This window comes from Mesorhizobium sp. ISC25, assembly GCF_042295465.1.
Taxonomy (GTDB): domain Bacteria; phylum Pseudomonadota; class Alphaproteobacteria; order Rhizobiales; family Rhizobiaceae; genus Mesorhizobium.
The window spans coordinates 20,671-44,368 of the sequence record NZ_CP135442.1; the positions used below are offsets into that span (position 1 = coordinate 20,671).

A 23,698-nucleotide genomic window follows, 5' to 3' on the forward strand; every position below is an offset into this window, starting at 1 on the left:
TATGCACCGCAGGGACGGATTTCGATGAAACAGATTGCCCTTTGCACGGCTTTGCTGCTCCAGGGTGCCGTGGCCCATGCCGCCGGCGCCGACGCCCCAAATGCCTTCGCGCAGCCTTCGGAGCGATACCTGCTTCAGTTTGCCAAGCGGGGTGAGAAGATGTTCGTCTATGAACGCTACGATGCCAAAGGCGCGCTCTTTCAGCGCGATGCGGCCGCCCTCAGCTCGCCGGTCAAGGTGCCGTCGGCAACCGAGCGCGTCATCAACGGCGTGCCCTATCGACTGCGCGGCCTCGCGGCCTGCCCAAAACCGAAGATTACCTACAAGGCGCAGGAGTGGGATTGCACGAAGGCCGCGCAGGACTATGAAGAGGGAATCTACAACGATCGGGCTTCTGTCGTGCTTTGCAAAACGCTTGTGCTGCAAAGCAGGAAGGGGGAACCAGACGCCGTGTCGTGTTTTTCTCTCGTGGGTGCGGGCAATACAAATGACCCGTACAACGTCGCCTACGACGATGACGAAATGGTTTTCTTCGACATGGCCGCAATCGGACGCAACGAGGACGGCAAGTCGCTGCGCCCCGATCTGGAGCACTCTGCTGACCTCGGTGCACAGTTCCAGGAATGAGACAGGCGCGCTTTGCAGTGCTGGCCGCTTTTGGTTTGTGCGTATCGGCACACGCGCAGGACGCATCCGAATCTGCCGCGCCAACGCCCTTCGCGGTATCGAAATCGGCTCAACTGCTGACTGGAGATACGTGGCGTGACGGCGACCACCTTTTCCGCCTCTATGGCGTGCAGTCATGTCTTCGCGGCACGTCGTCTGAACAGCCAAATGGGAACAAACTCGATTGCGGGAACATCTCGCTGGCGCACCTGGCCGCGCTGTTCGATAGCGCTGCGGTGACATGCCAGCCAATCGGCTACGCCCTCGACAAGGCGGCCTTTGTCGTCTGCGGTGCACAGCTCAATGGCGACACAATCGACGTCGGCACCGCGCTCATAGCGACCGGATACGCGTTTGCCGCAACGACAGCAAAGGGCAAAGCCGTCAATGAGAACTACCTCGTCGCGGAAATCAACGCTAAGATGAAACGTGCAGGTTTGTGGGGCACGACGTTTCAGCATCCTGTTCAGTTGCTGCTAAATAAGCGATCGGAGAGACAACAATGAAGCACGACGATGAGGCGCACAAATATTACTATCCCGTGGAAGGACGCGGCGACGGCGCTATTGTCGGAGCTGCGGCGTTCTTGGCGATCATCTTGGTGCCCGCAGGGATGTATGCGGCCTGGAACACCGTGGCTGCATGGATTTCAGCGCTCTTCTCCTAGGACCGGAGTTTCGCGAAGGAACCGAGCAACGCGCGAAAATCGTCGACATCAACCTCGCACCAGTCATGAGCCGTCAGCCGTTCAAAGTAAGCAGCCTTCATTTTCATTTCCTCGATAGTGGCTACTGGAGCAATGGCAGCACGCCTTCGCACCGCGGCCTCTTCCGCCATGACCGCGTCCAGTCTCTGACCCAGCAAGATAGCATCCGTACCCTCTGCCTCCATCGCACGCTTGCCGATACGTTCAAGTTCAGCGACGCTCTGACGATGTTCCGCAATCAATTTCGGGACGTCTTCAGCCGTTGCCATCACTCCGTTGCGACAGACCAATTGAATAGGCATTGACCGGATCCTCGCGCATGACAATTCGTAAATGATACCTGGGCAGGCGAGAAAAATAGGGGGTTCATCCCTCTGTTTCTCAGGCTCCTGACCTGTAGCTTCCCCTACTTTCACTCATGCGGTCACACTCCGCCGCTGCCACCAGACAAAACGTTTCAGATTGTAGGCGTGCCGGCCAAATCGAGTTGATAAAAACGTTGATTGAGGACGAAGGCACGATAGGATACGAAGCCTGGCGAAACGGAACGAAACTAGAGCCTATAAGTTGTTGTTTAGGAACGGAAAATTATTTCTCCCTCCGCCTAACGATGGGAGTGATTTCAAAGAATTGTTCAAACGACTGGCGGCGGCAGGTGCGGGTCGACTGTTGGGCAAAGACGGGTTTCCTGCAGGCCCATGGACGCCCGAGCTCCTTGCAGAGGCGATTTCACAGATTGATGCTAACCGGGTTGGGGTCGATCTGCGAACGGTGCAGCTTTGGTTTCAAGAGAACGACAAGGGAATTAGCACTGCCAACATTCGTTGGCTGGCGAGGGTTTTTGGATGCGATGATCCGGCCGCAACTAGCGAATGGCAGATGGAGCTTAGCGCGGCCCAATCGCGGTTATCGGCCAAGAGACGAGAATGGAAGAGAGCCGGAAGCAGCGTTGCAGAAGAGATTCCAGATACGGCACTGACTACGACCTTCGATAATGAGACAGACCCCCCGGCAGAGCCCACACGGGATACTGACGCCAAGGGGCCAAGCCAGCATTTTAGTTTGGCGAGGAAATCGGAGGCGTTTTTTAGTCACGGATCTCCCCTGAATTTACCGGCGTCGGTGTTTGCCGGCATGACCGCCCTCGGCTTCTTGTCGTACATCATTGGTATCCACAACGTCACCTACGAGCGAGCGGACGGGCTCGTTAAGCAGGTTGGATTCCTTTGGGCCGCAAATTGGACACTCGACTTTATGGTGTTCTTGCCGCTGTTTTTCTTCTTCGTTATTGAGTTGCTGGACTTCTGGAAAAATGAGGGGCGCAAAAAGCTCGCAGCGCAGAGCGATCAGCCGGAAAGCGACGACGCTTGGTTGCGCAACGTTGACGCTTCCTCCTACACATATTGGTCGGTTTTTTTGATTTGCTTGCTGTTCGCGGGTCTTTTTCAATGGATCGGCGTGTCCTTGATCCCATTGATGAAGGGCGGTAGCAACTATGCCATGGATTGGGGAAAAATAGCTCTTGTGCGTCCTGAGGTCATATCTGTCCCTGAAACAGTAATCTTTACGGGGGTCGCTTACCTATACATGTGCCTGGTGTTTTATCTTTTCTTCGCTGGCCTCATTTTGCTCTATACGATTGTTCATGATCTTTGGAGAATTGGAGGCGGATTGAAGAAGCTGCCGCATGTTGAACATCAGCAAGAGCTCAATGAAGCCGGCCTCAGAGTGATGCGTGGGGTTTTTCGGTGTACTGTTTTGGGGGTTCTGGTCGCCATATGGATGAAAGTCCAAAGCTCTTATCTGGCATCCGGTGGTGAGAATATTGTGGCATGGCTGGTCGGCGATATGTCCTCGATCTTCCAAGGTCGCGTTGATGTCAGCACCGGGTATCGCTATCGTATGCCGACCCATTACAGTAGCCTTCTTATCGTTATTTCGACCTGTTTTGTATTTCTGTACGGCTCCATCCGATTAGGTGTCGGAGGTCGATTTCATGCGCCTTTGTGGAAGATGTCAGCGGTCGTGGCGTTACTTGTTGTCAGCTACTTGCTGATCGACGCGTTTGCCGGCTTTTCGACCCTTCTGGCCATTTCAGTGCTAGTCGCACTATACGGCCTGTTCGATCCAGGATTAGGCCGCCGGCGAGCGAGCGAGTAAGGAAACAATCAGAGTGTTTCATAGTTGGCTAGATCGTTGGGACGAACGCCGGGCCCTTCGCGGTGAGGAAGGGAAGAAACCAACGGATTTCGTCCTTGACGCGGAGCGCGCCTTTCCAGGTGCAAAGAAGATAACGAGTATCGAGGAATTCTGTGCCCTCGCGGACGAAGCCGTGGCTGATCCAGCCTTTTTCGATGGTCCGAATGTGAGTGATCAGGGGTTTGAAAAGCTAGATGGGTGGCTCAAATTTCCATCCGACATTTCTACTGATATCGAACAGAACAATGTCGTCTCGGCGAAAATCACAGAAAGCGGGTCGTTAGATCAGGCGATGGTGATTTTTCACCATTGGAATGCAAGCTCTCGGAATCGTCAAATTGCCAACTTTTTCTCGCAGCGTGGCACCACGGTTGTCGAGATTGCTATGCCTTATCACTTCGAACGCAGCCGGCCCGGCTCCGTGCACGCCGACTATATGCTTAGCCCTAATCTCGGTCGAACGATTCAATCTGTAAGGCAGGCAGTGTTGGATGGGCGAAAACTCATACGTTGGTTGAAAAGCGAAGGCTATCGAGAGATTTCGGTTCTCGGAATGAGCTTAGGTTCCTGGGTTGCGGCCATAGTCGCGGCACACGATTTGGCTGTGTCAAAAGCCTCGTTGTTTCTGACGGCGGGGAGTCTAGCGGATATGGTCTGGACGGGCCGCGCGACACGATCGATACGCGATAGCCTTGAGCCTGAGATTGAGCTGACCGATCTCAGAAGGGCCTGGGGTCCACTTAACTTGGAGAATTACGCGCATAGTTTGGCACGACCTGATCTCGATCTTCAAGTTGTGTTGGCTAAGAGAGACAAAGTGGTGTTGCCAGAGCTATCGGAGAGGTTCATGCAGAGGCTGAAGGACGCCGGGGCTAGGCCAAATATTATGGAATTAAACTGCGGTCACTATTCGCTCGCCATACCGCCTTATATTTTGTTGGCCGGTTTGAGCTTGAAGCGGTTTCTGTCGCGTGCTGACAAGTCGGCCCGGCGAGCATGAGTTTGGCTTTGGCCGGTCCGTTCACCAGCAGATTCTCTGGCAGGCATCACGACACAAAAGTGATGAATGTAGGGCGCCACCTGGCGGAACCGACCCCTGGAAGTGGCCGACAAAGGCGCAGGCATGACACTGGCAATTGTCGAAAAGGCCACGACACCCTTCTTCTCGACACGCGCCGGCAGGATTGACGGCTTGTTCTCATATGGTTTCGACCCTCAAGGGAAGCTCTTCATCAGCAAGCATTCACGGCGCCGGCACAGTCGTCCATGTCAACGTCCCGTTATCATCCTAGCGCCAACAGCCGACGATGACGCCAGCGGCCGCCCGACAGGCGCGGCGGGGGGCGCTAGTCGGCCGCCGGGCTGACGGCAGGGGCATAGGAGCGGCGGCGGCAGGGGCGAATTATAGGCCGTTTAGGAACACTCGTGGGGCGGCTAGCTAGGTGTCAGTTCTGGGGATCTTTTCGGAAAAGAGGAAGGTCGCTGGATCAAGTTTCAACGCCTGGGCGATCGCGGCAATCGTGTCCACGCTGATGTTACCGCTCGCGCGTTCGAGCTTCGTGTATGTCGCCTCCGCCACGCCGATGAGCTCAGCCATCTCATAGCGGTGCAAAGTACGTCGTTGTCGCTCAATATCGATGATGTGGGCCAGCCTCTTACGGATCGCATTGTCGTCCAACCGATGCACCCACTCCGGAACTTTCTTACCGCCGGCGAGCAGTCCTGCAAAAGACACTTGCAAGCCGTTTGCCATGATCTGCAGCGTCGTCAATGTGACATTATTTTTCTGACGCACTGTCTGAATGTAGGTTCGATAGGCCAGTTTTTCGCCCTCGGCGGTCCGAAACAGTTCGGCCATGTGCATATGGGATAGGCCGCGTCTGGCTCTCTCCCGCTCAAGCGTCAGTGCAATGTTGGCGCGCAACGGGTTGTTGACCACGCCTCCGTCGTCTCGTTTCATAAATCGATGTAGTCGCACAAACCTGCCTTTTCGACCTGTCCTTTTTCGCGCGGATCATCCATAGTAAACTGTCAAATCTGCAGCGAGGAAAAGGCTATGACCATACTCAAATTCCTACTAGGGGGTGCCGTCGCCATCGCGGGCGCCGCAGCCCTTCCATCCCAATCAAAAGCGTCGGAATGGGGCTGTCAGGTTCTCCTATGTCTTTCCGGCGATTGGCAAGGCACCCCCTCATGCCACCCGCCAATTTACAAGTTGATTGCGGCGATGGAAGCCCCGGGTTTTAATTGGCCGACCTGTCCGCAAGCCAACTCCAGCGCGGCGAGATATGAGAAGTATGAGGATTGTCCATCTGGCTGGCAAGCAGTTGGCAGCTCCGAATCCGATCGGCCGGGCATAGGTCAAGAACGAAACATCTGCCGCATCGCGGCCGATAGGCTCCCCTTGCCCGTTGTTTTCAAAAACAACGTCCTCGGCGGGCATCATGGAGACGGATCACGTCCGGTCCAAATCGAAATCGACGGTAAGGTGGTTGCGGCAACAATCCAGACCGCGGGAAACGATCGAGGGCATTCCCTTGGTAATGGTCCCACCTACTACACCATCCCTCGACCGATGCGCGGAAAGCCCTGGTTCATCGAGTATGATGACGCGAACGGCGTGCGCCAGAAAAGCTGGTTCACTCTCAACATCCCATGAGCCAGGCGATCACGCAGGACGAGGTGCTACGACGGTGACAATTTCAAGGAGGTTTGAAGTGCTCAAGGCGCTTCTCCTGTCCGCTGTGATTATGAACATAGGCACAGTGTTGGCGGTGGCTGGTCAGACCGACAAGCCGCGATCAAACGTGGACAACCCTATGTGGCCGGCTTCGCTGAAATGGGACTGCAAGACCGCAGCCAAAATCGTGTGCGAGCGCGATGGCAGTTGTTCGGTGGCTGAGGACCACACCGGATTTGTGCTGAATTACGGCAGCAACGATGCTGAGTTTCCGGCCAGCAATGTCAGGATCAAACGCCACTATCAACAGACCGTGCAGGGGAGTCCTTTGCAGCAGGAAGTTAAAGTTGAATTGGTCGACAATCGCGTTCTTTGGCTGACGGCCGTGGATGCCAGCCGCACTTATTCGCAAGCGTGGGTCGGCGCACTGAGCGAGTTGAAGGGTGGCGCGGTGCTGATGGAGTCCGAGGGCGTCTATTGCATGCCGCACAAGTGAGTGCACCGAGAGGGGACGCGAGCGAGCGAAGGCCGATATAGTCTGACTTGGGACTCCGGCGGTTAGGAAGAGTCCATAGTCGGCCGCCGAGTTTTAATCAGACGGTGAGAACAGCGATCTCTCGATCTGAGGCGTAAAGTTGGCTGGACTGTTGGAAGCTGACCCGATTTCTGTTTATGACTATCGGAAAGACCTGGATAAAGTGCTATAATACGTTAAAATGTAAAGAAATATTAATTTACACTTGTAAAAGTCGCATAATCTATCTTATGGAACTTGCTAGGCGATAGAAATCGAATCAGCTATTTTCAGCCGCAGCCGCAGCCGCAGCCGCAGCCGCAGCCGCAGCCGCAGCCGCAGCCGCAGCCGCTCGAACTGGTCCGCATCCCGGTCGGCTTCGGCAAGACACTCGTCGACAATCGCTCTACCCGTCACTCGGGGACGGAACCGTCGTCCGGCCTCTGGAGGCTCCAACTTCACCGCGACGGCACGGGGGTTCGGTGGCTCAAGTGTCGAATGAGGGCTTGTCTACGTCAACCCGAATGGCGGCGCCATCGCGCTTTGCAATCCGCTCGGTATGTGCGCGCCCGCATCACCGCACTCCGGCGATCGAGCTTCGCGGGCGGGGCGCTACGCGCTTGCCACCGTCTCCATCGGCGTCGGCCAGGGCATAGCGATAGCACTGGACGGAGTTTGACGGCTTCCGCCGATCAATAGGGAAAGCCGACGTAATCCGCAATGCGGTCGACGCCGCCTTGGAGTGCACGAGATAGTCGAGCTCGGCTTCCTGGATGCGCTGGCCGAACTCGCCAGTGTCAGGGAACCGATGCAGCATCGTCGTCATCCACCAAGAAAAGCGCACGGCTTTCCCCACCCTGGCCAGTGCCTTTTGTGAATAGCTTTCTGCGGGTTGGTCGGCAAACACGTCGATACCTACAAGTTCGCCGACGGGCGGCTGGGATCGAGCCGCACACCCCCAGGCGCCGTTTCTTTGCCTGCCTACCGTTGTGCTTGGAGAGAATGCCGGAGGCCAGACGATCACGAAGCGGTGACGGCTGTAACGAGGAACGGGTGGGCTGCGAAGACTGGACGTGAGCGCCGCGCAACAAATTGCGCCGCATCTCGGCCGAATCGGCGCAACCCTGTCAACTCCCAAGGAATCCACGATCGTGATGAATAGGCGCACTTTCTCCGCCACGCTCGTCGCTGGGGTGGCGACGAGCATATTGGCCGGCTCCCACACGACGCGAGCGCAGACGGCCCCCAAGGTTCGCAATGTCGTTCTGGTCCATGGCGCCTATGCCGATGGCTCGTGCTGGTCGGAAGTGGTTGGCCAGCTTCAACAGGCAGGCCTCAACGCAACCGTCGTCCAGCATCCGCTGACAACGCTGGAGGCTGGTGTCGAGGCAACGCGCCGTGCGATCGCTCTCCAGGATGGACCGACAGTCCTTGTCGGACACTCCTTTGCCGGGATGATCGTCTCCGAGGCAGGAATGGATCCAAAGGTGTCCTCGCTCGTCTATGTCGCGGCGCGCGCGCCGGATGCCGGCGAAGATTACACGGCGCTCGCCAAGACTTTTGCGGCGCCGCCCGCCTCCGCCGGCCTCGTCTGGTCCGAAGGCTATGGCAAGCTCGGCGAGGAGGCTTTCCTGCGCGATTTCGCTGGCGATATTCCTCGCGAGAAGGCGCGCATCCTTTACGCCGTCCAGGGCCCGATCTCCGACAAGCTTTTCACCGGAAAGACAACGCAAGCGGCCTGGCGCTCGAAGCCAAGCTGGTATGCGGTCTCGACCGAGGATCGCACGATCAATCCGGATCTCGAACGCTTCATGGCAAAGCGCATGAACGCAAAGACCATCGAGGTGAAGGCGAGCCATTTGTCGTTGATCTCCCACCCGCATGAGATCGCCGCGCTCATCTCGCAAGCAGCCGCGCAGCGAGATTGGCTGGGACAGCAGAGATTGGCTGCCAGCCGACGACTAGACGCTGCGGCCTCTGGTCGCGCCACGGGATTGAACCGCTAGAAGATTCCGTTAGCGCTACCAGATAGGCCATCGGGCGGCCTCAACACGAGTCTTTCAAAACCAGCCATTTAGCAGGGATCTACGATGAAGCAGTCCGCGATGCCTGCAACGGTGTGCCCATGCATATCCACGCCAACGAAGATGAGCACTTCCTCGTTTCGGAAGGCACGCTGCACATAGCCAATAGCGATGAGAGGCTGGATATCCCGGCCGGCGACGCGATGACCGTCGAGAAGGGTGTTTCCTCATGCCTGTGTCAATCTCGGGGACATTCCTGTTCGCCTTTTGATCATTTTCTCACCGGGGCACATCGAGGCAATGTTCCTGGAGATTGCCGCGGCGGAGGGCGATGCCGTTCTCAGTTCGGCCGCTTCAGACCGGTTTGGCACCGTCCTTGGCGGTCCGACGCTGGCCGATGGAGTCTATTTGTCCGTCTCGCCGCGCCCCTGAACAGCAACACAGGCCGGTCAGCTCACCAGCAAATTCTCTGGTAGGCGACTCGGAGGAGCGGGCGCGTCATCGTTAATGACTGCGTCGCGTCTTGCTGGCAGCGCTGCGAGCATGCCTGAATGGATGAGCCCAGCCGCCTTGACCATGCCGGCGGCGAGCGCGGCGCCGGTGCCCTCCCCCTCGCCTATCCCGAGATCGAAGAGTGGGGTCAGGCCGATTTTCTCCGCGAGTTGACGATGGCCGGGCTCGCTCGTGGAGACATACGCCAACAGGCAGTGGTCGAGTGCCGCGGGATTGGCGCGATGGAGCACAGCCGCGGCCGCTGTCGCTGCAAAGCCCTCGAGGACAACGGCCACCTGGGTCCGCGCCGCGATGATTGCGCCGGCGATTGCCGCGAATTCGCGTCCGCCCAAGCGGCGTAGAACTTCGAGCGGATCCTCGAGATGGCCGGAGTGCAAGGCGAGCCCATGATCGACGATCTCCCCCTTCCGGCCGATTATCGTAGCATCGGCCCCTGAGCCAGCGCCAACCCAGTCGGCACCGCTGCCGCCGAAGAGCGCGGCCGATACCGCCGCGGCGGCAGTCGAGCCGCCGACGCCGACACTCGCCAGCGCCATGAGATCGACGCCATCGCTGACCGCCTCTATACCGTATGCCATGGTCGCAGCGCAGCCTCCCTCGTCCAGCGCGGCGCCTGTGGTGAAATCGGCGGTTGGCAGGTCGAGGGCGAGGTCGTACAGCTTAAGCCCGAGGTCGTGGGATGCACAGACTTGGTTGACTCCCGCGCCGCCGGCCGCCGCAAGCTCGACGAAACGCCGCGTGGCGCCCATCGGACGCGGTGAGACGCCATGTCGCGAGATCCCGTGATTACCGGCGAAGATCGCCACGACCGGGCGCTGAACGGTCGGCAGCCGACCCGTCGAAGCGGCGAGCCAAGCAGCAACCTTTTCGATGCGGCCAAGCGATTTTTCAGGCTTGGCCATGCGGCCAAAATCGTTGCGAACGCGAGCAAACGCGTGCTCATCCAGCGGCGGCAGCCGCTCAATGAGCGCACGATAATTGTCGAAGGGCAGGCAGGAATCAATTGACGAAAGAATTGCCATGTCCGGGTTCTCGGTGAGAAATGCACTGTCAGCGCTTTCGCGACGTTGCAGCAACGGTGTTTACACGGTGAGAGAGGGGGCGAGCTTTGCGAGACGAATGTGTTGGCGTGGGCATGCTCGGCTACAGCGTCTCATCGGCCGTGGGGCTGGGCTGCGTATAGACGAGCGGGCGCTCGCCGCTCTGATAGTCCTTTGCCGGCAGAGCCGGCTGAGGCAGTGCGTAGAACATCGGCTCGCGTGTATCGAGACCGGCGTCGGTGGCCTGCATCTTCATCTCTACCCCAGTGCCGTCGGCTTCCGCCTTGCCCATCGCATCTTGCAGCTGTTGCGCGGCTTGCTGACTCCATGGCAGCACATAGAAGCGCGGCTCAGTCGAGCCGGGCGTGGTAAGCCACACATAGATGGCTTGGTTCTCAACCGGAACGGCGCCCACCACCTGGGCCTTTGCCCTGTCGCGCCACTCGAGCGTGAGGGGCTTGGGACGGCCAAGAAGCTCGCTGGCGCCGACATAGACGACGGTGATCAGCGCCAGGAAGATGCCGACCGAGAGCGTGCGGCGGGCAATGCCTGCATGCGGCAGGATGACGAAGATGAACGCGCCAAGCAGCAGGGCGAATATGACGGGAGCGATCATCATTGGGAGGCCGCCACGCGCAGGGGTTTGAAGATGCTGTTGATGCTGCCTGGCACCAGTTGGCCAGTCGAATCGAGCCGGAATCTCAAGGCGGTAAGCTCCTGGTTGGGCTTGCGCAACTGGACCGTCGTTGTGGCCACCGGAGCTGACAACTTGGCATCGCGCTTTACATTGACGGCTATCTTCACCGGGACGGGGTATTTGACGTTGACGCCGCGATACATGTGAACATTGACGACGTATTCGCCTGTGGGTGCTCCCCGAGAATAGGCGACCTCATGGTTGGAGTCGGTCATGTCCTGCGCCATGCCGAGGTCGTCGCGCAGCAGATCGAACACCTTGCCGCTCTTGTTGGAGTAGCCAACCGGGACATCGCCGGGCGCCTGAACCCACAGATCGACATCGGCGTCGAGCTTGTCGGGCCACTGCGTCTCAACGGTGACGTTGCCGGGCGCTGTGACGCCGTCGGTCTCGCTCGCCTTGGCAGGTGGATTCATCACTGTCATCATGAGCACGGTCATGAGAACGAAGCCGCCGAGCATCAGGAGAGCGGTGTCGAGCCAGACAGTAAGAGTTTCCTCATCCATCGAAGTTACCCAGCAGGCGAAGATTGATCTTGAGCCATAGGTTCGTGGCAATGCCGAGCAGCGTCGCATAGAGCGCGACATACATGCCGTCGATGACCGATGCGATCATCGGCCGGATTGCATTTGGGTCGGCCGAGCCGCCGGCGCGCGCCGCAGAGAAAGCGACGATGAGCCCAACCACGGTTCCGAGCAGCCCGATCCGCACCACATGCGTCGCCAGCCAATCGACATCGCGCCAGCGCTGGAAGAAGACGCACAAAATGCCGAGGGCGCCGATGGCTGCGATCAGCCAGCACAGAAACGCGTTGTCGCCGGCAAATGGTTTGCCGGCAATGCCGACGGCCCACAGGCCCACGATTCCGGCGGCGCCGATCGCCTGAAGAACGATGAACCGCGACAGGAACGCCTTTGGCGCAACGTGGTAGGAGTGAGTTTCCGACAGCCTACGGGCAACGGCGTGCGGTCCCATGTCAGCTGCCTGCTCTGGCCATAAGTTCTGAGCAATCGGACTGGGCCACGGCTTTTGGCGCGGTGCGCTTTCGCGGGAATAGACATCAACCATCTTGCCGCTCCTTCTTTTGCGATTGATTCGATCGATCAGGCGCCGCGCTCGCCCTTGGCGCCGACCCGCTTCAATTCTTCCCAGCCTTCGCCGATGGCGACGAGGCAGCTTGGGCCGTTCGGCTGACTGACCAAGATCGTCCAGGTCTCGCCATCCTCGCTGGTCAGAACTTCGACGACTGAGCCGTTCCTGGACAGGCCGAGGGCAACGGGCGCTTCCTTGAATCGGCTGGAAAGTTGTTTCAGGATTTCCGGTCGCGAGCCGCACGGGGGCAACCCGCTCGCCGTGGCCGCTGGCGATGCAGCCGCCACCGGCGTGGCGGAGATGGCGATCAGCGAGACTGCCGCGCCCATCGCCTTGATGCGCGTCAACGCAGAACGTGTTTTTAGTAAGAGAGCTTCGTTGGACATCGGAATCTCCGAATTCTGGCGAAGGCCGACCACTCAGCCGTCGCTGCGGTTGAATTCAGTGCAATACGCCGACTTTTTCCTGCGTCTGGCCAAACTGTTCAGCAATGGCCCTGACACCATCTTGCTGCCTCAAGTTCATAGGAATAGAGGCCAATATAGTATGGTCGTCAGAGTCGGCGTCCATTCCTCTAACTTACATACCCCAGCGGAATTATGCTTGTACCGTGCTGCTAGATCGGGGCCGATCGTGCTCAAAGAGTCGGCTGCGTAACTTTGACTAGTAGCGCAGCGAGGCTGAGCAAGACCGGGAGCAGCAGGGCAGGCAGGCCGATTTGCCATTCGAGAACACAGCCCGCCGCGCAACCGACGAGAAACCCGACGATCGGCGGGAAGGTTGCTGCGACTTTTTCGTGCGCGGCCCCGCGACTTGTTGCGGGACCTGCAACGCTCTCAATAGCGGCGACCGTGAATCGCGTGATGTTGGTGGTCAGGACCGCCGTCGAGGGAGCACCGGGTATCGATATCTGCACCAGGACGTTCTGGACCGCCATGGCCGCTACGCCGCACATGCCCGCCAGTGTGACCCACGGCGCCTCGGTGTCAAAGGTGTTGCCAAGCGGGAGACAGAGAAGGAAGAAGCCGAGCAGAAGAGCGAACTGGAGTATCAGGAGCGCAAAGTCAGCCGCCCCCTTTCCGTGTCGGTCGAGCACTAGGCCAAACAGCCTGGCCAGGGCGAGCACCACCATGAATACGGGTACGGAGATCATCTCCGCGACTCCCGCCCTGCCCTGCGCCACCAGATGGCCGGCAAGGATGACCATGTTGCCGGTGATGTGTGCGGTGAACAGGCCGTTGAGGCCAAGAAAGCCTATCGCATCCGTCGAGCCCGCAGTGGCGCTCAGCACCAGCAAAGCCAGGATTCGACCGCGCTCCGACTGATGGTTGGCTAAGGTCATTGCCCGCCTTGCGAGCTAGCGCCTAGAGCGGCGAGCGCTCAAACGGAATGGCTTTCGCCACTCTATCTTTTGTTTGGGCATCGGACTCATTCGAGAAACCGCTTCGCACTTTTCGGTCCGATGCTTGCTACGCCAATGGACTGACCTTCGCCTCAAGCTGGGTAGACCGGGCGGTAGACGCTCGAGCGGATCAGCGCGCCGACATCGTCCGGCTGCGGTACCCGCGCCAGCCCCTGTTCGAAGATGCGAGCTGCAACTCGCTCGGCCACATGCAGTGAGGCGCTGAAAATCCGCTCGCGCGGAGGGTAGATCAGCCCTGCCGCGAGGTTCTCCTCGCTGACCTGCTCGGCGATGGCCTGCGCGGCGGTGAGGAACATGTCCTCGGTGACGCGCTTGGCCTCGGTGGCGAAGATCGCCATAGCCATCGCAGGGAAGATGTAGACGTTGTTGCCCTGGTTCGGGACGAGTTTCCGGCCGTCGAGCTCGACCGGGGGAAACGGGCTGCCGCTGGCAAAGATGGCGCGACCGTCGGACCAGCGATAGACTTCTTCCGCCGTGGCTTCGGAGCGCGAGGTCGGATTGGAGTAGGGAAAGATGATCGGCCGTGGATTGAACTCCGCCATGCTTTCGATCACCTCACGGGTGAACAGCTTTGGCACCCCGCTGACCCCGATGATCCCCGTGGGCTTCAGGGTCCTGACCGCCTCGAGGAATGTCGAGATCGGCGACCGGTCCTGCACGAATGGGCGCTGAAACGCCGCAACATCGTTGCGCGATGTGACGAGCAGACCATTGAGATCGAATAGAGCGTTGCGACGCCTTGCTTCATCTATGTCCATCCCGGCTCCGGCCATGGCCTGACTGATCAGTTCCGCAATCCCGGTCGCTGCGGAGCCTGCACCGAGAAACAGGAACCGCTGATCGGTGATCTTCTGTTTTGTGATGCGCAAGGAGGCCAGGATTCCAGCGAGCGCGACCCCCGCAGTGCCCTGAATGTCGTCATTGAACGTGCAGATCTCGTTCCGGTAACGCTCGAGGATGGGCACGGCATTGATGTTCCCAAAGTCTTCCCATTGAATGCAGCATTTCGGGTAGAGCTGCTGTACTGCTGCGACAAATTCCTCGACGAACGCCATGTATTCGTCACCGCGAACGCGGCCCTGCCGCAGTCCCAAGTAGAGTGGGTCGTCGAGTAGAGCCTGGTTGTTCGTGCCGACGTCGAGGACGACGGGCAGGCAGTTTTGCGGCGGCACGCCGGCGCAGGCCGTGCACAGAGAGAGTTTCCCAATTGGAATGCCCATGCCGCCGGCGCCGAGATCCCCGAGCCCGAGAATGCGCTCGCCGTCGGTCACGACAAGGAAGCGCACGTCCTTGTCGGGCCAGTTGGAAAGCAGCTCCTTCACGCGGCCGTGCGCGCTGATCGGCAGATAGATGCCGCGCGGCTGGCGGAAAATATGGCCGAATTTCTGGCACGCCTCGCCGACCGTGGGAGTGTACACGATCGGCATATAGGCGGCCGGATCCGACATCAGGACGGCGTAGTAGAGCGTTTCGTTACGCGCCTGCAGGTCCGAGAGCACAAGATATTTCTGCAGATCGTCATCGAGGCTTGAGATCTCGTCGTGGCGGCGCGCCACCTGCAGTTCAGTTGACAGCACGGCGGGCGGCAGCAGACCTTCGAGGCCCAAGGCGCGGCGTTCTGTTTGCGTGAACGAGGTGCCTTTGTTCAGACGCGGATTGCGCAGCAGATCGTAACCTATGGGGTGCTCCGGCGCCGACGCAGTCGTCCTGGATGGTGCATTCATCGTTTTGCTCCATGTACTCGCGGTTGTCAGATGCTGTTGATTGTCGAAATGCTCTGATCGGCTTCGTTGGCCACGTAAGGCCTGACCATCTTTGCCGGATCGATCACGCGCTCGAACGTCGCCTCGTCGACATGGCCGAGCTGCAGCGCTGCCTCCTTCAGAGTCAGATCGTGCTCCAATGCGTAGTGCGCGATCGCCGAGGCCTTGTCGTAGCCGATCACCGGCGCGAGCGCGGTCACCAGCATCAGCGAGCGGCGTACATATTCGGCAATCTGCTTGCGGTTGGGCTGCGTGCCCTCGACGAGGAACTTTCGGAAGTTCGTGCACCCGTCACTAAGCAACGTGATCGACTGAGCGATGTCTGCTATTATAAGCGGCTTGTAGACATTCAACTCGAGATAGCCGCCGGCGCCGGCGAAACCGACCGCTACGTCATTGGCCATGACCTGTACGGCGATCATGGTCAGCGCCTCGGCCTGCGTCGGATTGACCTTGCCCGGCATGATCGACGAGCCGGGTTCGTTCTGCGGGATCAGCAGCTCAGCGAAGCCAGCCCGTGGGCCGCACGAAAGCAGCCGGATATCGTTGCCGATCTTGTAAAGCGACACCGCCAGGGTTCGCAGTGTTCCCGAGAGTTGGACTAGCGCGTCATGTGCGCCTTGAACCGCGAACTTGTTCGGTGCGCTTACGAACGGCAGCTTCGTCAGTCTGGCGATCTCCGCAGCCGCCGCTTCCGCGAAGCCGGGTGCAGCGTTGATGCCGGTACCAACCGCCGTACCGCCGAGGGCTAGCCGGTAGAGGCCGGGCAACCCTGCCTCGATCCGCTCCAGGTCGTCCGCCAGCATCGCGGCATAACCCGACCATTCCTGGCCAAGGGTGAGCGGCGTCGCATCCTGCATATGGGTGCGGCCGATCTTCACGATGTCGTCCCACTCAGCTGCCTTGGCCGCAATCGCGTCGCGCAGCGCGGCGATAGAAGGTACCAATCGCTGCTTGACATTGATGGCGGCGGCTATGTGCATCGCCGAGGGGAACGTATCGTTCGACGATTGCGACATGTTGACGTGGTCGTTGGGATGAACCGGTTGCTTGCTGCCGAGCTCCGTGCCGGCGAGCTGGCAGCAGCGGTTCGAGACGACCTCGTTGACATTCATGTTGAACTGAGTGCCGCTGCCCGTCATCCACACATGAAGCGGAAACATCTCGTCGTGTTCGCCCGCAAGGATTTCGTCGCAGACGCGGGTGATCAACTCGTAAACCTCATCACTCAACCGCTGGCCAGCGTGGTTTGTAACGGCGGCGGCCCGCTTGATGATTGCGTAGGCGGAAATCATCTCTCGCGGGATCAGGTCCTGCCCGATGCTGAAGTGCATCAACGAGCGCTGGGTCTGAGCGCCCCAGAGCTTGTCAGCCGGCACGTCGATGTGGCCGAAGCTGTCGGCTTCCGTACGAACTCGTGTCATGTTGGTCTCGCCTATTGCTGAGCCTCGAGGATGCTTACGCGCGCTCGGTCATCATCCGCTTGGTGTTGCCGATCGCCCGCGCCGGGTTCAGCCCCTTCGGGCACGTCCTGGTGCAATTCATGATCGTGTGGCAGCGATAGAGGCGGAAGGGATCTTCAAGCCGATCAAGTCGCTCTCCGGTGTGCTGATCACGACTGTCGGCAAGCCAGCGATAGGACTGCAACAGGATCGAGGGGCCGAGATACTTGTCCTGGTTCCACCAGTAGCTCGGGCAGGAAGTGGAGCAGCAGAAGCAGAGGATGCACTCCCACAGTCCATCGAGCTTGGCACGATCTTCCGGGGATTGCGGTCGTTCGCGATCCGGCGCCGGTTGGTCGGATTGCAGCCACGGCTCGATCAGCTCGTACTGCGCATAGAGTCCGGTCAAGTCTGCAACGAGATCCTTCAAGACTGGCAGATGCGGCAGTGGCGTGATCCGGCTCGTCCCCTTCTTCAGGCTATCGATCGAGGTGAGACAGGCCAGCGTGTTGTGCCCGTCGATGTTCATAGCACAGGAGCCGCACACGCCTTCGCGGCAAGAACGCCGAAAGGACAATGACGGATCGATCTGATCATTGATCTTGAAGAGCGCGTCGAGAACCATCGGTCCGCAATGTTCGAGGTCAATGTCGTACGTATCTATGGTCGGATTGGCGTTATTTTCCTGAGCCCAACGATAGATATGAAAGCTCTTGACCTGGGCACTCTTTGTCGGCGACGGCCAGTGTTTTCCTTTGCCGACTTTTGAATTCGCGGGAAGCGTAAATTCGGACATTTTCAGAATGCTCCTTGTTTGAGCGCGCGATGCGACCGACGCGGACCGGGGATCGGGACCGCATCCCGATTGGGGGACCCGCAGCCCTGGAGAAAATTTGGTGACCGACGCCTAGTGGGTGCGCTCTGCCGGCGGAAAACTTTCCACTTCGCTGGAGAGCGTATCCAGCCGCACCGGCCGGTAGGCGAAGTTGACGTTCCAGTCCTCGTTCTTCCAGGCAACGGTATGCTTGAGCCAGTTTACGTCGTCTCGTTTTTGATAGTCCTCGCGCGCATGAGCACCTCGAGATTCGGTGCGCGCGTTCGCGGAGTGAGCGATCACCACGGCTTGATCTGCCAGGTTGGCCAATTCCAGTGCCGAAACCAAGCCGACGTTCCACGTCAGGGAAGGATCGTCGACGGTCACGCGGTCTAGCGGATCGCGCAGGGCGATCAGCTTGGTAAGCCCTTCCTTCAAAGTGTCGCCGCGTCTGAATACGCCGAAACCCGTTTGCATCACCTCCTGCATGAGCGGTCGGACCTCACCCGGCTTGTTCCCGCCCCTGCTATTTCGCGTTCGGTCGAAGCGCGCCAATGCCGCTTCCTGCGAAGGGCCGTCTGCGTCGCGCACACGCGATTCGGGCTTGATCAACTCCGCAGCGCGCTGCGCCGCGGCCCGACCAAAGACGATCAAATCGAGCAGGCTGTTGGTGCCAAGGCGGTTGCCGCCATGCACCGAGACGCAAGCGGCCTCGCCAATCGCCATCAAACCCGGGACGACTTCCTCGGAATTGTCCTTGGTCGGACTAACGACCTCGGCTCTGATGTTGGTGGGAATGCCGCCCATGACATAATGCACGGTCGGAATAACCGGGATCGGTTCCTTGTGCGCGTCGACTCCGGCGAAGGTGCGCGCCGACTGGACGATTCCCGGCAGGCGCTGATCGAGAACGTCCGCAGGCAGGTGCTCGAGATGCAGGTGGATGTGATCCTTCTTCTCGCCGACGCCGCGGCCCTCGCGGATCTCGACGGCTTCTGCCCGGCTGACCACATCTCGCGAAGACAGATCCTTCTCGCGCGGCGCATATTTGGGCATGAATCGCTCGCCGTCGCTGTTGGTCAGATACCCGCCTTCGCCGCGCGCGCCCTCCGTGATCAGAACGCCCGCGCCATAAACACCGGTTGGATGGAACTGGATGAACTCCATGTCCTGCAACGGCAGCCCGGCTCGCAGCGCCATGGCGCTGCCGTCGCCCGTGCAGGTGTGTGCCGAGGTGCAGGACTGATACACCCGTCCACATCCGCCCGTGGCGATGACCGTCATGTTGGCGCGGAAGCGATGGATCGAGCCGTCCTCCAGGCACCAGGCCAGTAGGCCGCGACAGACACCATCCTCGTCCATGATCAGGTCGAGGGCGAAGTATTCGACGAAGAACCGCGCTTTGTGCTTCAGACACTGCTGGTAGAGAGTGTGCAGGATGGCGTGGCCGGTCCGATCCGCTGCGGCGCAGGCCCGATAAGCCATGTCGCCCTTTGTGTACTCGGTTGTATGCCCGCCGAACCGCCGTTGATAGATCTTGCCCGCGTCGGTCCGGCTGAACGGCACGCCTAAATGCTCGAGCTCCACAACCGCGTCGATCGCCTCTCGGCACATATATGCGATCGCGTCCTGGTCACCGAGCCAATCAGAGCCTCGAACGGTGTCGAACATATGCCAACGCCAATCGTCGTTCTCGATATTCCCGAGAGCAGCGCTGATCCCGCCTTGCGCCGCCACCGTGTGGCTACGCGTAGGAAAGACCTTGGTAATGCAGGCAGTGTTCAGTCCGGCCGCGACCATCCCCAATGTCGCTCGCAGTCCGGCCCCGCCGGCACCAAGAACGATCACGTCGAAGGAGTGATCTATGATGTCGTAAGCATTGGGCATACTGAGCTCCTAGTGACCGAGAAAAAGCTTGAGGACGGCGAGAACACTCGCAGCTGCGAGAATTGCCGCTACTGCCCGGACGAGCAGCTCTGCGGCAAGCCGGCGGGCCCGCGTGTGCACATAGTCGAGAAACACCGAACGGACACCGATCAGCGCGTGGGCGAATCCGGCAAGTACGAAAAGGATGACGAGCAATGCCGGCACGGGTGACGCAAGCCAGGCGGCTGCAGTCGTTCGGCCGGACGTGGCGAGCCACAGAATCGACGCGGCGAAATATAAACCGAGTGGAATTAGCGCTAGCGCCGTCAAACGCTGCAGGCGCCATTCCTGCAGCCCGTCACGCGCGCTGCCAAGCTGGTTTACGCGCCGGAGCACTGTCGCATCGCGCAGCGCGGTTGAATTGGCTGAAGACGAAGACTTTGTCATCGAGCCCTCCTAGGCCAGAACCACGTAGAGCCAGGTGATAAGGGTCAGCACAACGGTCGCTACCAAGACCCCGTAGCCGCTGCGGTAAGCGGTGCGGAGTTCAAAGCCGTAGCCGGCATCCCAGGCCAGGTGACGAACGCCGTTGCACAAATGGTAGAAGAAGGCGATCGACCAGCCAAACAACAACAACAATCCGACTGGAGAGGCGATGAACGCATGGGTCCGGGCGAAGGATTCGCCCCCGGCCGCCACGCTGACCAGCCACCAGGCGAGCAGGATTGATCCCACTGCCAGAGCGATCCCCGTAAGCCTGTGCAGGATCGACAGCGCCGAAGTGATCTGGAAACGGTACCAGGTCGGGAACATAAAGGGCGATAGCGGCCGTTCCATGATGTACTCCTTGATTGTCAGATTGGATGCTGTCGGTTCTGCAAGGGCCTTTGATGGCGTGCTCCGCAGAAGCCGCGCAGCAAGCGCATCACGTCATGATCATGTTCGGCCGGCGCCGGTGTGTTGCCCAAGATCCAGTCGAACAGATCAGCGTCGGTGCAATCGAGCAGTGCTTCGAGCCGACAGAGTTGAGCGTCGTCTAATTTATCGATGGACTGCTCTGCAAACGAACCGAGGATGAGATCGCTTTCTTGCGTTCCCCGGTGCCAGCAGCGGAACAACACTCGCTTGCTTCGGACGTCCAGATCTCCACGCTGTGATGCATATGAGACGCGACTATTCATATCTGAACGTCCTTTTCTGAATTGAGGACTAGTCTTACAGGCCCGCCTAGAGCCGCCGAGACCGAGGCTGCATGCCACGCTGCTCAGCGCTGCATATGCAGATCCATCAGGTCGGCTGGCGGCATCATCCCGTCATTGAGATCGGCCATGATCACCAACGAACCCGCCATCACTAGCTGGACGATGAGCACGCCAAACGCGAGCGCCAGCACGTTGTTGGTGTTGTCCGGGCCGGTCGTGATGTGCAGGAAGAACACTAGGTGAACACCCATCTGGGCGATCGCGAGCACGGCCAGGCCGAGGGGAATTCCGGCAGCCCAGAGCAGTGATGTGTTGGCCACCCAGAACGACAGGGCTGTTAGGATCACCGCGAGAAGCAGCCCGATCGTGTAGACGAGCACGCCCGAGGAGACTGGCTCTTCCTGGTCGGTCGCTATCGACTGGTCGCCAGGAGCGCGATGGAAACTTGTTGTGGTCATGGGGTAGCTCCCATCAGATAGACGACCGTGAACAGCCCGACCCAAACGATGTCGAGCGCGTGCCAGAAGAGCGAAAAGCACTGAAGCCGACGCAGTACGGGGGCGCGAAACCCTTTCAACGCGACCTGCGCCATCATCACCGCCAGCCAGATCAGTCCAGCGGCGACGTGCACTCCGTGACAGCCGACGAGAGCGAAGAACGACGAGAGAAATGCGCTGCGTTGCGGGCCCGCGCCATGTGCGATCATGTCGGCGAATTCGCGGAACTCGAGAGCGAGGAACGCCGCGCCGAGCGCGAATGTCAGCAAAGCGCCTACATACGTGCCGAAGCGGTTTCGCGAACCGACCGCCAATGCCATCAATCCGCACGTATAGCTCGACGCCAGAAGGCAAACAGTTTCGATGGCAACCCTGCCCTGATTGAACAGCTCGGTGCCGGTCGGTCCGCCCGCAGTGGCATGCCGCAAGACGGCGTAGCCGGCAAAGAGCACCGAGAACATCACGATGTCGCTCAGCAGGAAGATCCAGAAGCCGTAAGCAACGACAACGCGCTTGGGGGCCGGACCGGCTTCGCTTTCGCTCGGCAGCGCTTCGCCAGCCTCAACGGCAACGGTGACATTCATATCGCTACCTCAGCCTGGTGAACCCGATCGAATTGCGCAACCTGCGCTGCCGACACCTCGGTCTCGTCCTCATCGCGGAAGGCGAAGATCAGGATCGTCAGGAACGTGCCGATGAGGCCCAGCCCTGCCATCCACCAGATGTGCCAAATCAGTGCGAAACCTATGGCGACGGCAAAGAAGGCGTTGACGAACCCGACTGCGCTGTTCTTCGGCACTTCGATCGGCTCGTACTGGCGCGGTGGTGCTGGTTGAGCTTGCTGTGCGTTGGCGCGTTGCTTCGCGACCCAGTAAGTGTCGCGCTCGGCCACATGCGGCAGGACCGCAAAGTTCCAGGCCGGCGGCGGCGACGTTGTGGACCATTCCAGCGTGCGGCCATTCCAGGGATCCCCGGTCACACGAAGCAGGTCGCGATTGCGGATCGAGACAACCAGCTGAATGATCTGGCAAACAATCCCGGCCAGGATAATGACGGCGCCAATGGCCGCCACGACCAGCCATGGCTGCCAGGCCACGTTGTCGTAGTGCTGCATGCGCCGGGTCATTCCCATCAGACCCACCGCATAGAGCGGCATGAAGGCGAGATGAAAGCCGATGAACCAGCACCAGAAGGAGCGCCTGCCCCAGCGTTCGTCGAGCTTGAAGCCGAAGGCCTTGGGGAACCAGTAATTGTAGCCGGCCATCACGCCGAACACCACGCCGGGAATGATGACGTGATGGAAATGAGCGACCAGGAACAAGCTGTTGTGCATTTGGAAATCGACCGGGGGCACGGCCAGCAGCACGCCGGTCAAGCCGCCGAGGACAAACGACACCATGAAGCCGATGGTCCATAGGACTGGCACCGTGAATCGCACGCGCCCGCCGTACATGGTGAACAGCCAGTTGAAGATCTTCACGCCCGTAGGCACCCCAATGACCATACTCATGACGCCAAAGAAGGCGTTGATGTTCGCGCTGGCGCCCATGGTGAAAAAGTGGTGCAGCCAGACAGTGTAGGCCAGAATGGTGATCACCATCGTCGCAGCGACCATCGAGCGGTAGCCGAACAGCGGCTTGCCGGAGAAGGTCGCGCTCACCTCCGAAAAGATGCCGAACGCCGGCAGGATCAGGATATAGACCTCGGGGTGACCCCACACCCAGAACAGGTTCACGTACATCATCGCGTTGCCGCCGGCGTCGACTGTGAAGAAGTGAAAGCCGAGATAGCGGTCGAGCAGCAGCATCGCCAAAGTCGCGGTCAACGCCGGAAAAGCCGCGACAATCAGCAGGTTGCTGGCGAGCGCGGTCCAGCAGAAGACAGGCATGCGCATGTAGCCCATTCCGGGTGCCCGCAATTTCAGGATCGTGGTGACGAAATTGATTCCCGTCAGCAGCGTGCCGACGCCGGAGATCTGCAGTGACCAAAGATAGTAGTCGACGCCGACTCCAGGCGAGAATTGCAGCTCGCTGAGCGGCGGATAAGCGACCCACCCCGTCTTGGCGAACTCGCCGATAACGAGGGAGACGTTGATCAGCAGCACGCCAGACGCCGTCAGCCAGAAGCTCACCGAGTTCAGCGTCGGGAAGGCGACATCGCGAACACCAAGCTGCAGCGGCACAATGAAGTTCATCAGCCCGATCACAAACGGCATCGCCACGAAGAAGATCATGATCGTGCCGTGTGCCGAGAAGATCTGATCGAAATGCTCCGGAGGCAGGTACCCCGGGGCGCCGCCGGCGGCGACCGCCTGTTGCGCCCGCATCATGATCCCATCGGCGAATCCGCGCAGCAGCATGACCAGCGCCAGCAGGAAGTACATCACGCCGATGCGCTTGTGGTCCACGGACGTGATCCATTCGCGCCAGAGATACGGGACATATCCTTTCAGCGTGACCCACGCCAGGATGGCGACTATGGCCAGGACAACGACAGCCCCTGTGCCCATGATGATCGGCTGGTCGAAGGGGATGGCGCTCCAGTCGAGCTTGCCAAGCAG

At 59.6% G+C, this 23,698-nt stretch carries 27 protein-coding genes and 2 pseudogenes; 9 read left to right on the plus strand and 20 right to left on the minus strand.

All coding sequences use genetic code 11. The features are described 5' to 3' along the window. The first annotated feature begins 24 nt into the window (after positions 1–24). The 3 genes from RQ479_RS32040 to RQ479_RS32050 are packed head-to-tail and all read left to right on the plus strand — an operon-like array spanning position 25 to position 1,333. A complete protein-coding gene (locus tag RQ479_RS32040; RefSeq protein ID WP_376706222.1) occupies positions 25–627 on the plus strand; it encodes a hypothetical protein in 603 nt (200 codons plus the stop codon). Further along, positions 624–1,172, plus strand: coding sequence for a thermonuclease family protein (locus RQ479_RS32045; protein ID WP_376706223.1), 549 nt, complete (start codon positions 624–626; stop codon positions 1,170–1,172). Before RQ479_RS32040 ends, RQ479_RS32045 begins: the two co-directional genes overlap by 4 nt. Then, complete coding sequence (locus RQ479_RS32050) at positions 1,169–1,333, plus strand: hypothetical protein (RefSeq protein WP_376706224.1); 165 nt, start codon at positions 1,169–1,171, stop codon at positions 1,331–1,333. The genes RQ479_RS32045 and RQ479_RS32050 overlap by 4 nt, the downstream gene beginning before the upstream one ends. Here the strand turns inward: RQ479_RS32050 and RQ479_RS32055 are convergent. Further along, positions 1,330–1,674 carry a hypothetical protein gene (locus tag RQ479_RS32055; protein WP_376706225.1) on the minus strand — a complete coding sequence of 115 codons (345 nt, stop codon included), beginning with the start codon at positions 1,672–1,674 and terminating at the stop codon, positions 1,330–1,332. The two genes, RQ479_RS32050 and RQ479_RS32055, sit on opposite strands and share 4 nt — an antisense overlap. Before the next feature lie 268 nt (positions 1,675–1,942). Here RQ479_RS32055 and RQ479_RS32060 point away from each other — a divergent pair, with 268 nt between their 5' ends. Both RQ479_RS32060 and RQ479_RS32065 read left to right on the plus strand, forming a co-directional pair. Then, positions 1,943–3,532, plus strand: coding sequence for an RcgA family putative transporter (locus RQ479_RS32060; protein WP_376706323.1), 1,590 nt, complete (start codon positions 1,943–1,945; stop codon positions 3,530–3,532). 13 nt (positions 3,533–3,545) lie between these two features. Further along, positions 3,546–4,571, plus strand: a complete 1,026-nt coding sequence (locus tag RQ479_RS32065) for an RcgR family putative quorum lactone hydrolase (RefSeq protein ID WP_376706226.1) — start codon at positions 3,546–3,548, stop codon at positions 4,569–4,571. 438 nt (positions 4,572–5,009) lie between these two features. Here RQ479_RS32065 and RQ479_RS32070 read toward each other — a convergent pair whose 3' ends face one another. Continuing rightward, the gene (locus RQ479_RS32070) at positions 5,010–5,510 is read right to left on the minus strand and encodes a helix-turn-helix domain-containing protein (protein WP_376706227.1); all 501 of its coding nucleotides are present in this window, start codon (positions 5,508–5,510) and stop codon (positions 5,010–5,012) included. Positions 5,511–5,627: 117 nt separating this feature from the next. On the opposite strand from RQ479_RS32070, the gene RQ479_RS32075 reads away from it, so the two are divergent. Beyond that, positions 5,628–6,230, plus strand: a complete 603-nt coding sequence (locus RQ479_RS32075) for a hypothetical protein (RefSeq protein WP_376706228.1) — start codon at positions 5,628–5,630, stop codon at positions 6,228–6,230. A 58-nt stretch (positions 6,231–6,288) separates the two neighbouring features. After that, the gene (locus RQ479_RS32080) at positions 6,289–6,747 is read left to right on the plus strand and encodes a hypothetical protein (protein WP_376706229.1); all 459 of its coding nucleotides are present in this window, start codon (positions 6,289–6,291) and stop codon (positions 6,745–6,747) included. 279 nt (positions 6,748–7,026) lie between these two features. Here RQ479_RS32080 and RQ479_RS32085 read toward each other — a convergent pair whose 3' ends face one another. Further along, the gene (locus RQ479_RS32085) at positions 7,027–7,182 is read right to left on the minus strand and encodes a hypothetical protein (RefSeq protein WP_376706230.1); all 156 of its coding nucleotides are present in this window, start codon (positions 7,180–7,182) and stop codon (positions 7,027–7,029) included. A 94-nt stretch (positions 7,183–7,276) separates the two neighbouring features. On the opposite strand from RQ479_RS32085, the pseudogene RQ479_RS32090 reads away from it, so the two are divergent. Then, positions 7,277–7,444 (plus strand): annotated as a pseudogene (locus tag RQ479_RS32090) (3-oxoadipyl-CoA thiolase); the annotation flags it as partial. 13 nt (positions 7,445–7,457) lie between these two features. Here the strand turns inward: RQ479_RS32090 and RQ479_RS32095 are convergent. Next, positions 7,458–7,651 (minus strand): annotated as a pseudogene (locus RQ479_RS32095) (4-hydroxybenzoate 3-monooxygenase); the annotation flags it as partial. A 262-nt stretch (positions 7,652–7,913) separates the two neighbouring features. On the opposite strand from RQ479_RS32095, the gene RQ479_RS32100 reads away from it, so the two are divergent. Next, entirely contained in the window at positions 7,914–8,771 is an 858-nt protein-coding gene (locus RQ479_RS32100) for an alpha/beta hydrolase (RefSeq protein WP_376706324.1), read from the plus strand. A 467-nt stretch (positions 8,772–9,238) separates the two neighbouring features. On the opposite strand, the gene RQ479_RS32105 is transcribed toward RQ479_RS32100, so the two are convergent. From RQ479_RS32105 to cyoB, 16 genes are all read right to left on the minus strand, one after another. Beyond that, positions 9,239–10,306: a nicotinate-nucleotide--dimethylbenzimidazole phosphoribosyltransferase gene (locus tag RQ479_RS32105; RefSeq protein WP_376706325.1), complete on the minus strand. Its 1,068-nt coding sequence runs from the start codon at positions 10,304–10,306 to the stop codon at positions 9,239–9,241. Between the two features lie 139 nt (positions 10,307–10,445). Next, positions 10,446–10,961, minus strand: a complete 516-nt coding sequence (locus RQ479_RS32110; RefSeq protein ID WP_376706231.1) for a hypothetical protein — start codon at positions 10,959–10,961, stop codon at positions 10,446–10,448. Beyond that, positions 10,958–11,545, minus strand: a complete 588-nt coding sequence (locus tag RQ479_RS32115) for a hypothetical protein (protein ID WP_376706232.1) — start codon at positions 11,543–11,545, stop codon at positions 10,958–10,960. The genes RQ479_RS32110 and RQ479_RS32115 overlap by 4 nt, the downstream gene beginning before the upstream one ends. Further along, positions 11,538–12,014, minus strand: a complete 477-nt coding sequence (locus RQ479_RS32120; protein WP_376706233.1) for a MotA/TolQ/ExbB proton channel family protein — start codon at positions 12,012–12,014, stop codon at positions 11,538–11,540. The genes RQ479_RS32115 and RQ479_RS32120 overlap by 8 nt, the downstream gene beginning before the upstream one ends. Positions 12,015–12,142: 128 nt before the next feature. Further along, positions 12,143–12,517 (minus strand): hypothetical protein, encoded by a 375-nt coding sequence (locus RQ479_RS32125; RefSeq protein ID WP_376706234.1) that lies wholly within the window; start codon positions 12,515–12,517, stop codon positions 12,143–12,145. Positions 12,518–12,768: 251 nt separating this feature from the next. After that, positions 12,769–13,473, minus strand: coding sequence for a YoaK family protein (locus RQ479_RS32130; RefSeq protein ID WP_376706235.1), 705 nt, complete (start codon positions 13,471–13,473; stop codon positions 12,769–12,771). Positions 13,474–13,625: 152 nt separating this feature from the next. Further along, positions 13,626–15,278 (minus strand): NAD-dependent malic enzyme, encoded by a 1,653-nt coding sequence (locus RQ479_RS32135; protein ID WP_376706236.1) that lies wholly within the window; start codon positions 15,276–15,278, stop codon positions 13,626–13,628. 26 nt (positions 15,279–15,304) lie between these two features. After that, the gene (gene fumC / locus RQ479_RS32140) at positions 15,305–16,741 is read right to left on the minus strand and encodes a class II fumarate hydratase (protein WP_376706237.1); all 1,437 of its coding nucleotides are present in this window, start codon (positions 16,739–16,741) and stop codon (positions 15,305–15,307) included. 34 nt (positions 16,742–16,775) lie between these two features. After that, positions 16,776–17,555: a succinate dehydrogenase iron-sulfur subunit gene (locus RQ479_RS32145; RefSeq protein ID WP_376706238.1), complete on the minus strand. Its 780-nt coding sequence runs from the start codon at positions 17,553–17,555 to the stop codon at positions 16,776–16,778. Between the two features lie 111 nt (positions 17,556–17,666). Next, on the minus strand, positions 17,667–19,460 hold the full coding sequence (sdhA, locus tag RQ479_RS32150) for a succinate dehydrogenase flavoprotein subunit (RefSeq protein WP_376706239.1): 1,794 nt from the start codon (positions 19,458–19,460) through the stop codon (positions 17,667–17,669). Between the two features lie 9 nt (positions 19,461–19,469). Continuing rightward, on the minus strand, positions 19,470–19,886 hold the full coding sequence (sdhD, locus tag RQ479_RS32155; RefSeq protein ID WP_376706240.1) for a succinate dehydrogenase, hydrophobic membrane anchor protein: 417 nt from the start codon (positions 19,884–19,886) through the stop codon (positions 19,470–19,472). Between the two features lie 9 nt (positions 19,887–19,895). Further along, complete coding sequence (gene sdhC, locus RQ479_RS32160) at positions 19,896–20,276, minus strand: succinate dehydrogenase, cytochrome b556 subunit (RefSeq protein WP_376706241.1); 381 nt, start codon at positions 20,274–20,276, stop codon at positions 19,896–19,898. A gap of 17 nt (positions 20,277–20,293) precedes the next feature. Beyond that, the gene (locus tag RQ479_RS32165) at positions 20,294–20,620 is read right to left on the minus strand and encodes a succinate dehydrogenase assembly factor 2 (protein WP_376706242.1); all 327 of its coding nucleotides are present in this window, start codon (positions 20,618–20,620) and stop codon (positions 20,294–20,296) included. 83 nt (positions 20,621–20,703) lie between these two features. Further along, complete coding sequence (gene cyoD, locus RQ479_RS32170) at positions 20,704–21,099, minus strand: cytochrome o ubiquinol oxidase subunit IV (RefSeq protein WP_376706243.1); 396 nt, start codon at positions 21,097–21,099, stop codon at positions 20,704–20,706. Continuing rightward, positions 21,096–21,722, minus strand: a complete 627-nt coding sequence (gene cyoC, locus RQ479_RS32175; RefSeq protein WP_376706244.1) for a cytochrome o ubiquinol oxidase subunit III — start codon at positions 21,720–21,722, stop codon at positions 21,096–21,098. The genes cyoD and cyoC overlap by 4 nt, the downstream gene beginning before the upstream one ends. Further along, the gene (cyoB, locus tag RQ479_RS32180; protein ID WP_376706326.1) at positions 21,719–23,698 is read right to left on the minus strand and encodes a cytochrome o ubiquinol oxidase subunit I; all 1,980 of its coding nucleotides are present in this window, start codon (positions 23,696–23,698) and stop codon (positions 21,719–21,721) included. The genes cyoC and cyoB overlap by 4 nt, the downstream gene beginning before the upstream one ends.

Coding starts and splice junctions, on each gene's coding strand:
- RQ479_RS32040 (WP_376706222.1), top strand. CDS start 25: ATGAAACAGATTGCCCTTTGCACGGCTTTGCTGCTCCAGGGTGCCGTG.
- RQ479_RS32045 (WP_376706223.1), top strand. CDS start 624: ATGAGACAGGCGCGCTTTGCAGTGCTGGCCGCTTTTGGTTTGTGCGTA.
- RQ479_RS32050 (WP_376706224.1), top strand. CDS start 1,169: ATGAAGCACGACGATGAGGCGCACAAATATTACTATCCCGTGGAAGGA.
- RQ479_RS32055 (WP_376706225.1), bottom strand. CDS start 1,674: ATGCCTATTCAATTGGTCTGTCGCAACGGAGTGATGGCAACGGCTGAA.
- RQ479_RS32075 (WP_376706228.1), top strand. CDS start 5,628: ATGACCATACTCAAATTCCTACTAGGGGGTGCCGTCGCCATCGCGGGC.
- RQ479_RS32110 (WP_376706231.1), bottom strand. CDS start 10,961: ATGATGATCGCTCCCGTCATATTCGCCCTGCTGCTTGGCGCGTTCATC.
- RQ479_RS32115 (WP_376706232.1), bottom strand. CDS start 11,545: ATGGATGAGGAAACTCTTACTGTCTGGCTCGACACCGCTCTCCTGATG.
- RQ479_RS32120 (WP_376706233.1), bottom strand. CDS start 12,014: ATGGGACCGCACGCCGTTGCCCGTAGGCTGTCGGAAACTCACTCCTAC.
- RQ479_RS32125 (WP_376706234.1), bottom strand. CDS start 12,517: ATGTCCAACGAAGCTCTCTTACTAAAAACACGTTCTGCGTTGACGCGC.
- RQ479_RS32130 (WP_376706235.1), bottom strand. CDS start 13,473: ATGACCTTAGCCAACCATCAGTCGGAGCGCGGTCGAATCCTGGCTTTG.
- RQ479_RS32135 (WP_376706236.1), bottom strand. CDS start 15,278: ATGAATGCACCATCCAGGACGACTGCGTCGGCGCCGGAGCACCCCATA.
- fumC (WP_376706237.1), bottom strand. CDS start 16,741: ATGACACGAGTTCGTACGGAAGCCGACAGCTTCGGCCACATCGACGTG.
- RQ479_RS32145 (WP_376706238.1), bottom strand. CDS start 17,555: ATGTCCGAATTTACGCTTCCCGCGAATTCAAAAGTCGGCAAAGGAAAA.
- sdhA (WP_376706239.1), bottom strand. CDS start 19,460: ATGCCCAATGCTTACGACATCATAGATCACTCCTTCGACGTGATCGTT.
- sdhD (WP_376706240.1), bottom strand. CDS start 19,886: ATGACAAAGTCTTCGTCTTCAGCCAATTCAACCGCGCTGCGCGATGCG.
- sdhC (WP_376706241.1), bottom strand. CDS start 20,276: ATGGAACGGCCGCTATCGCCCTTTATGTTCCCGACCTGGTACCGTTTC.
- RQ479_RS32165 (WP_376706242.1), bottom strand. CDS start 20,620: ATGAATAGTCGCGTCTCATATGCATCACAGCGTGGAGATCTGGACGTC.
- cyoD (WP_376706243.1), bottom strand. CDS start 21,099: ATGACCACAACAAGTTTCCATCGCGCTCCTGGCGACCAGTCGATAGCG.
- cyoC (WP_376706244.1), bottom strand. CDS start 21,722: ATGAATGTCACCGTTGCCGTTGAGGCTGGCGAAGCGCTGCCGAGCGAA.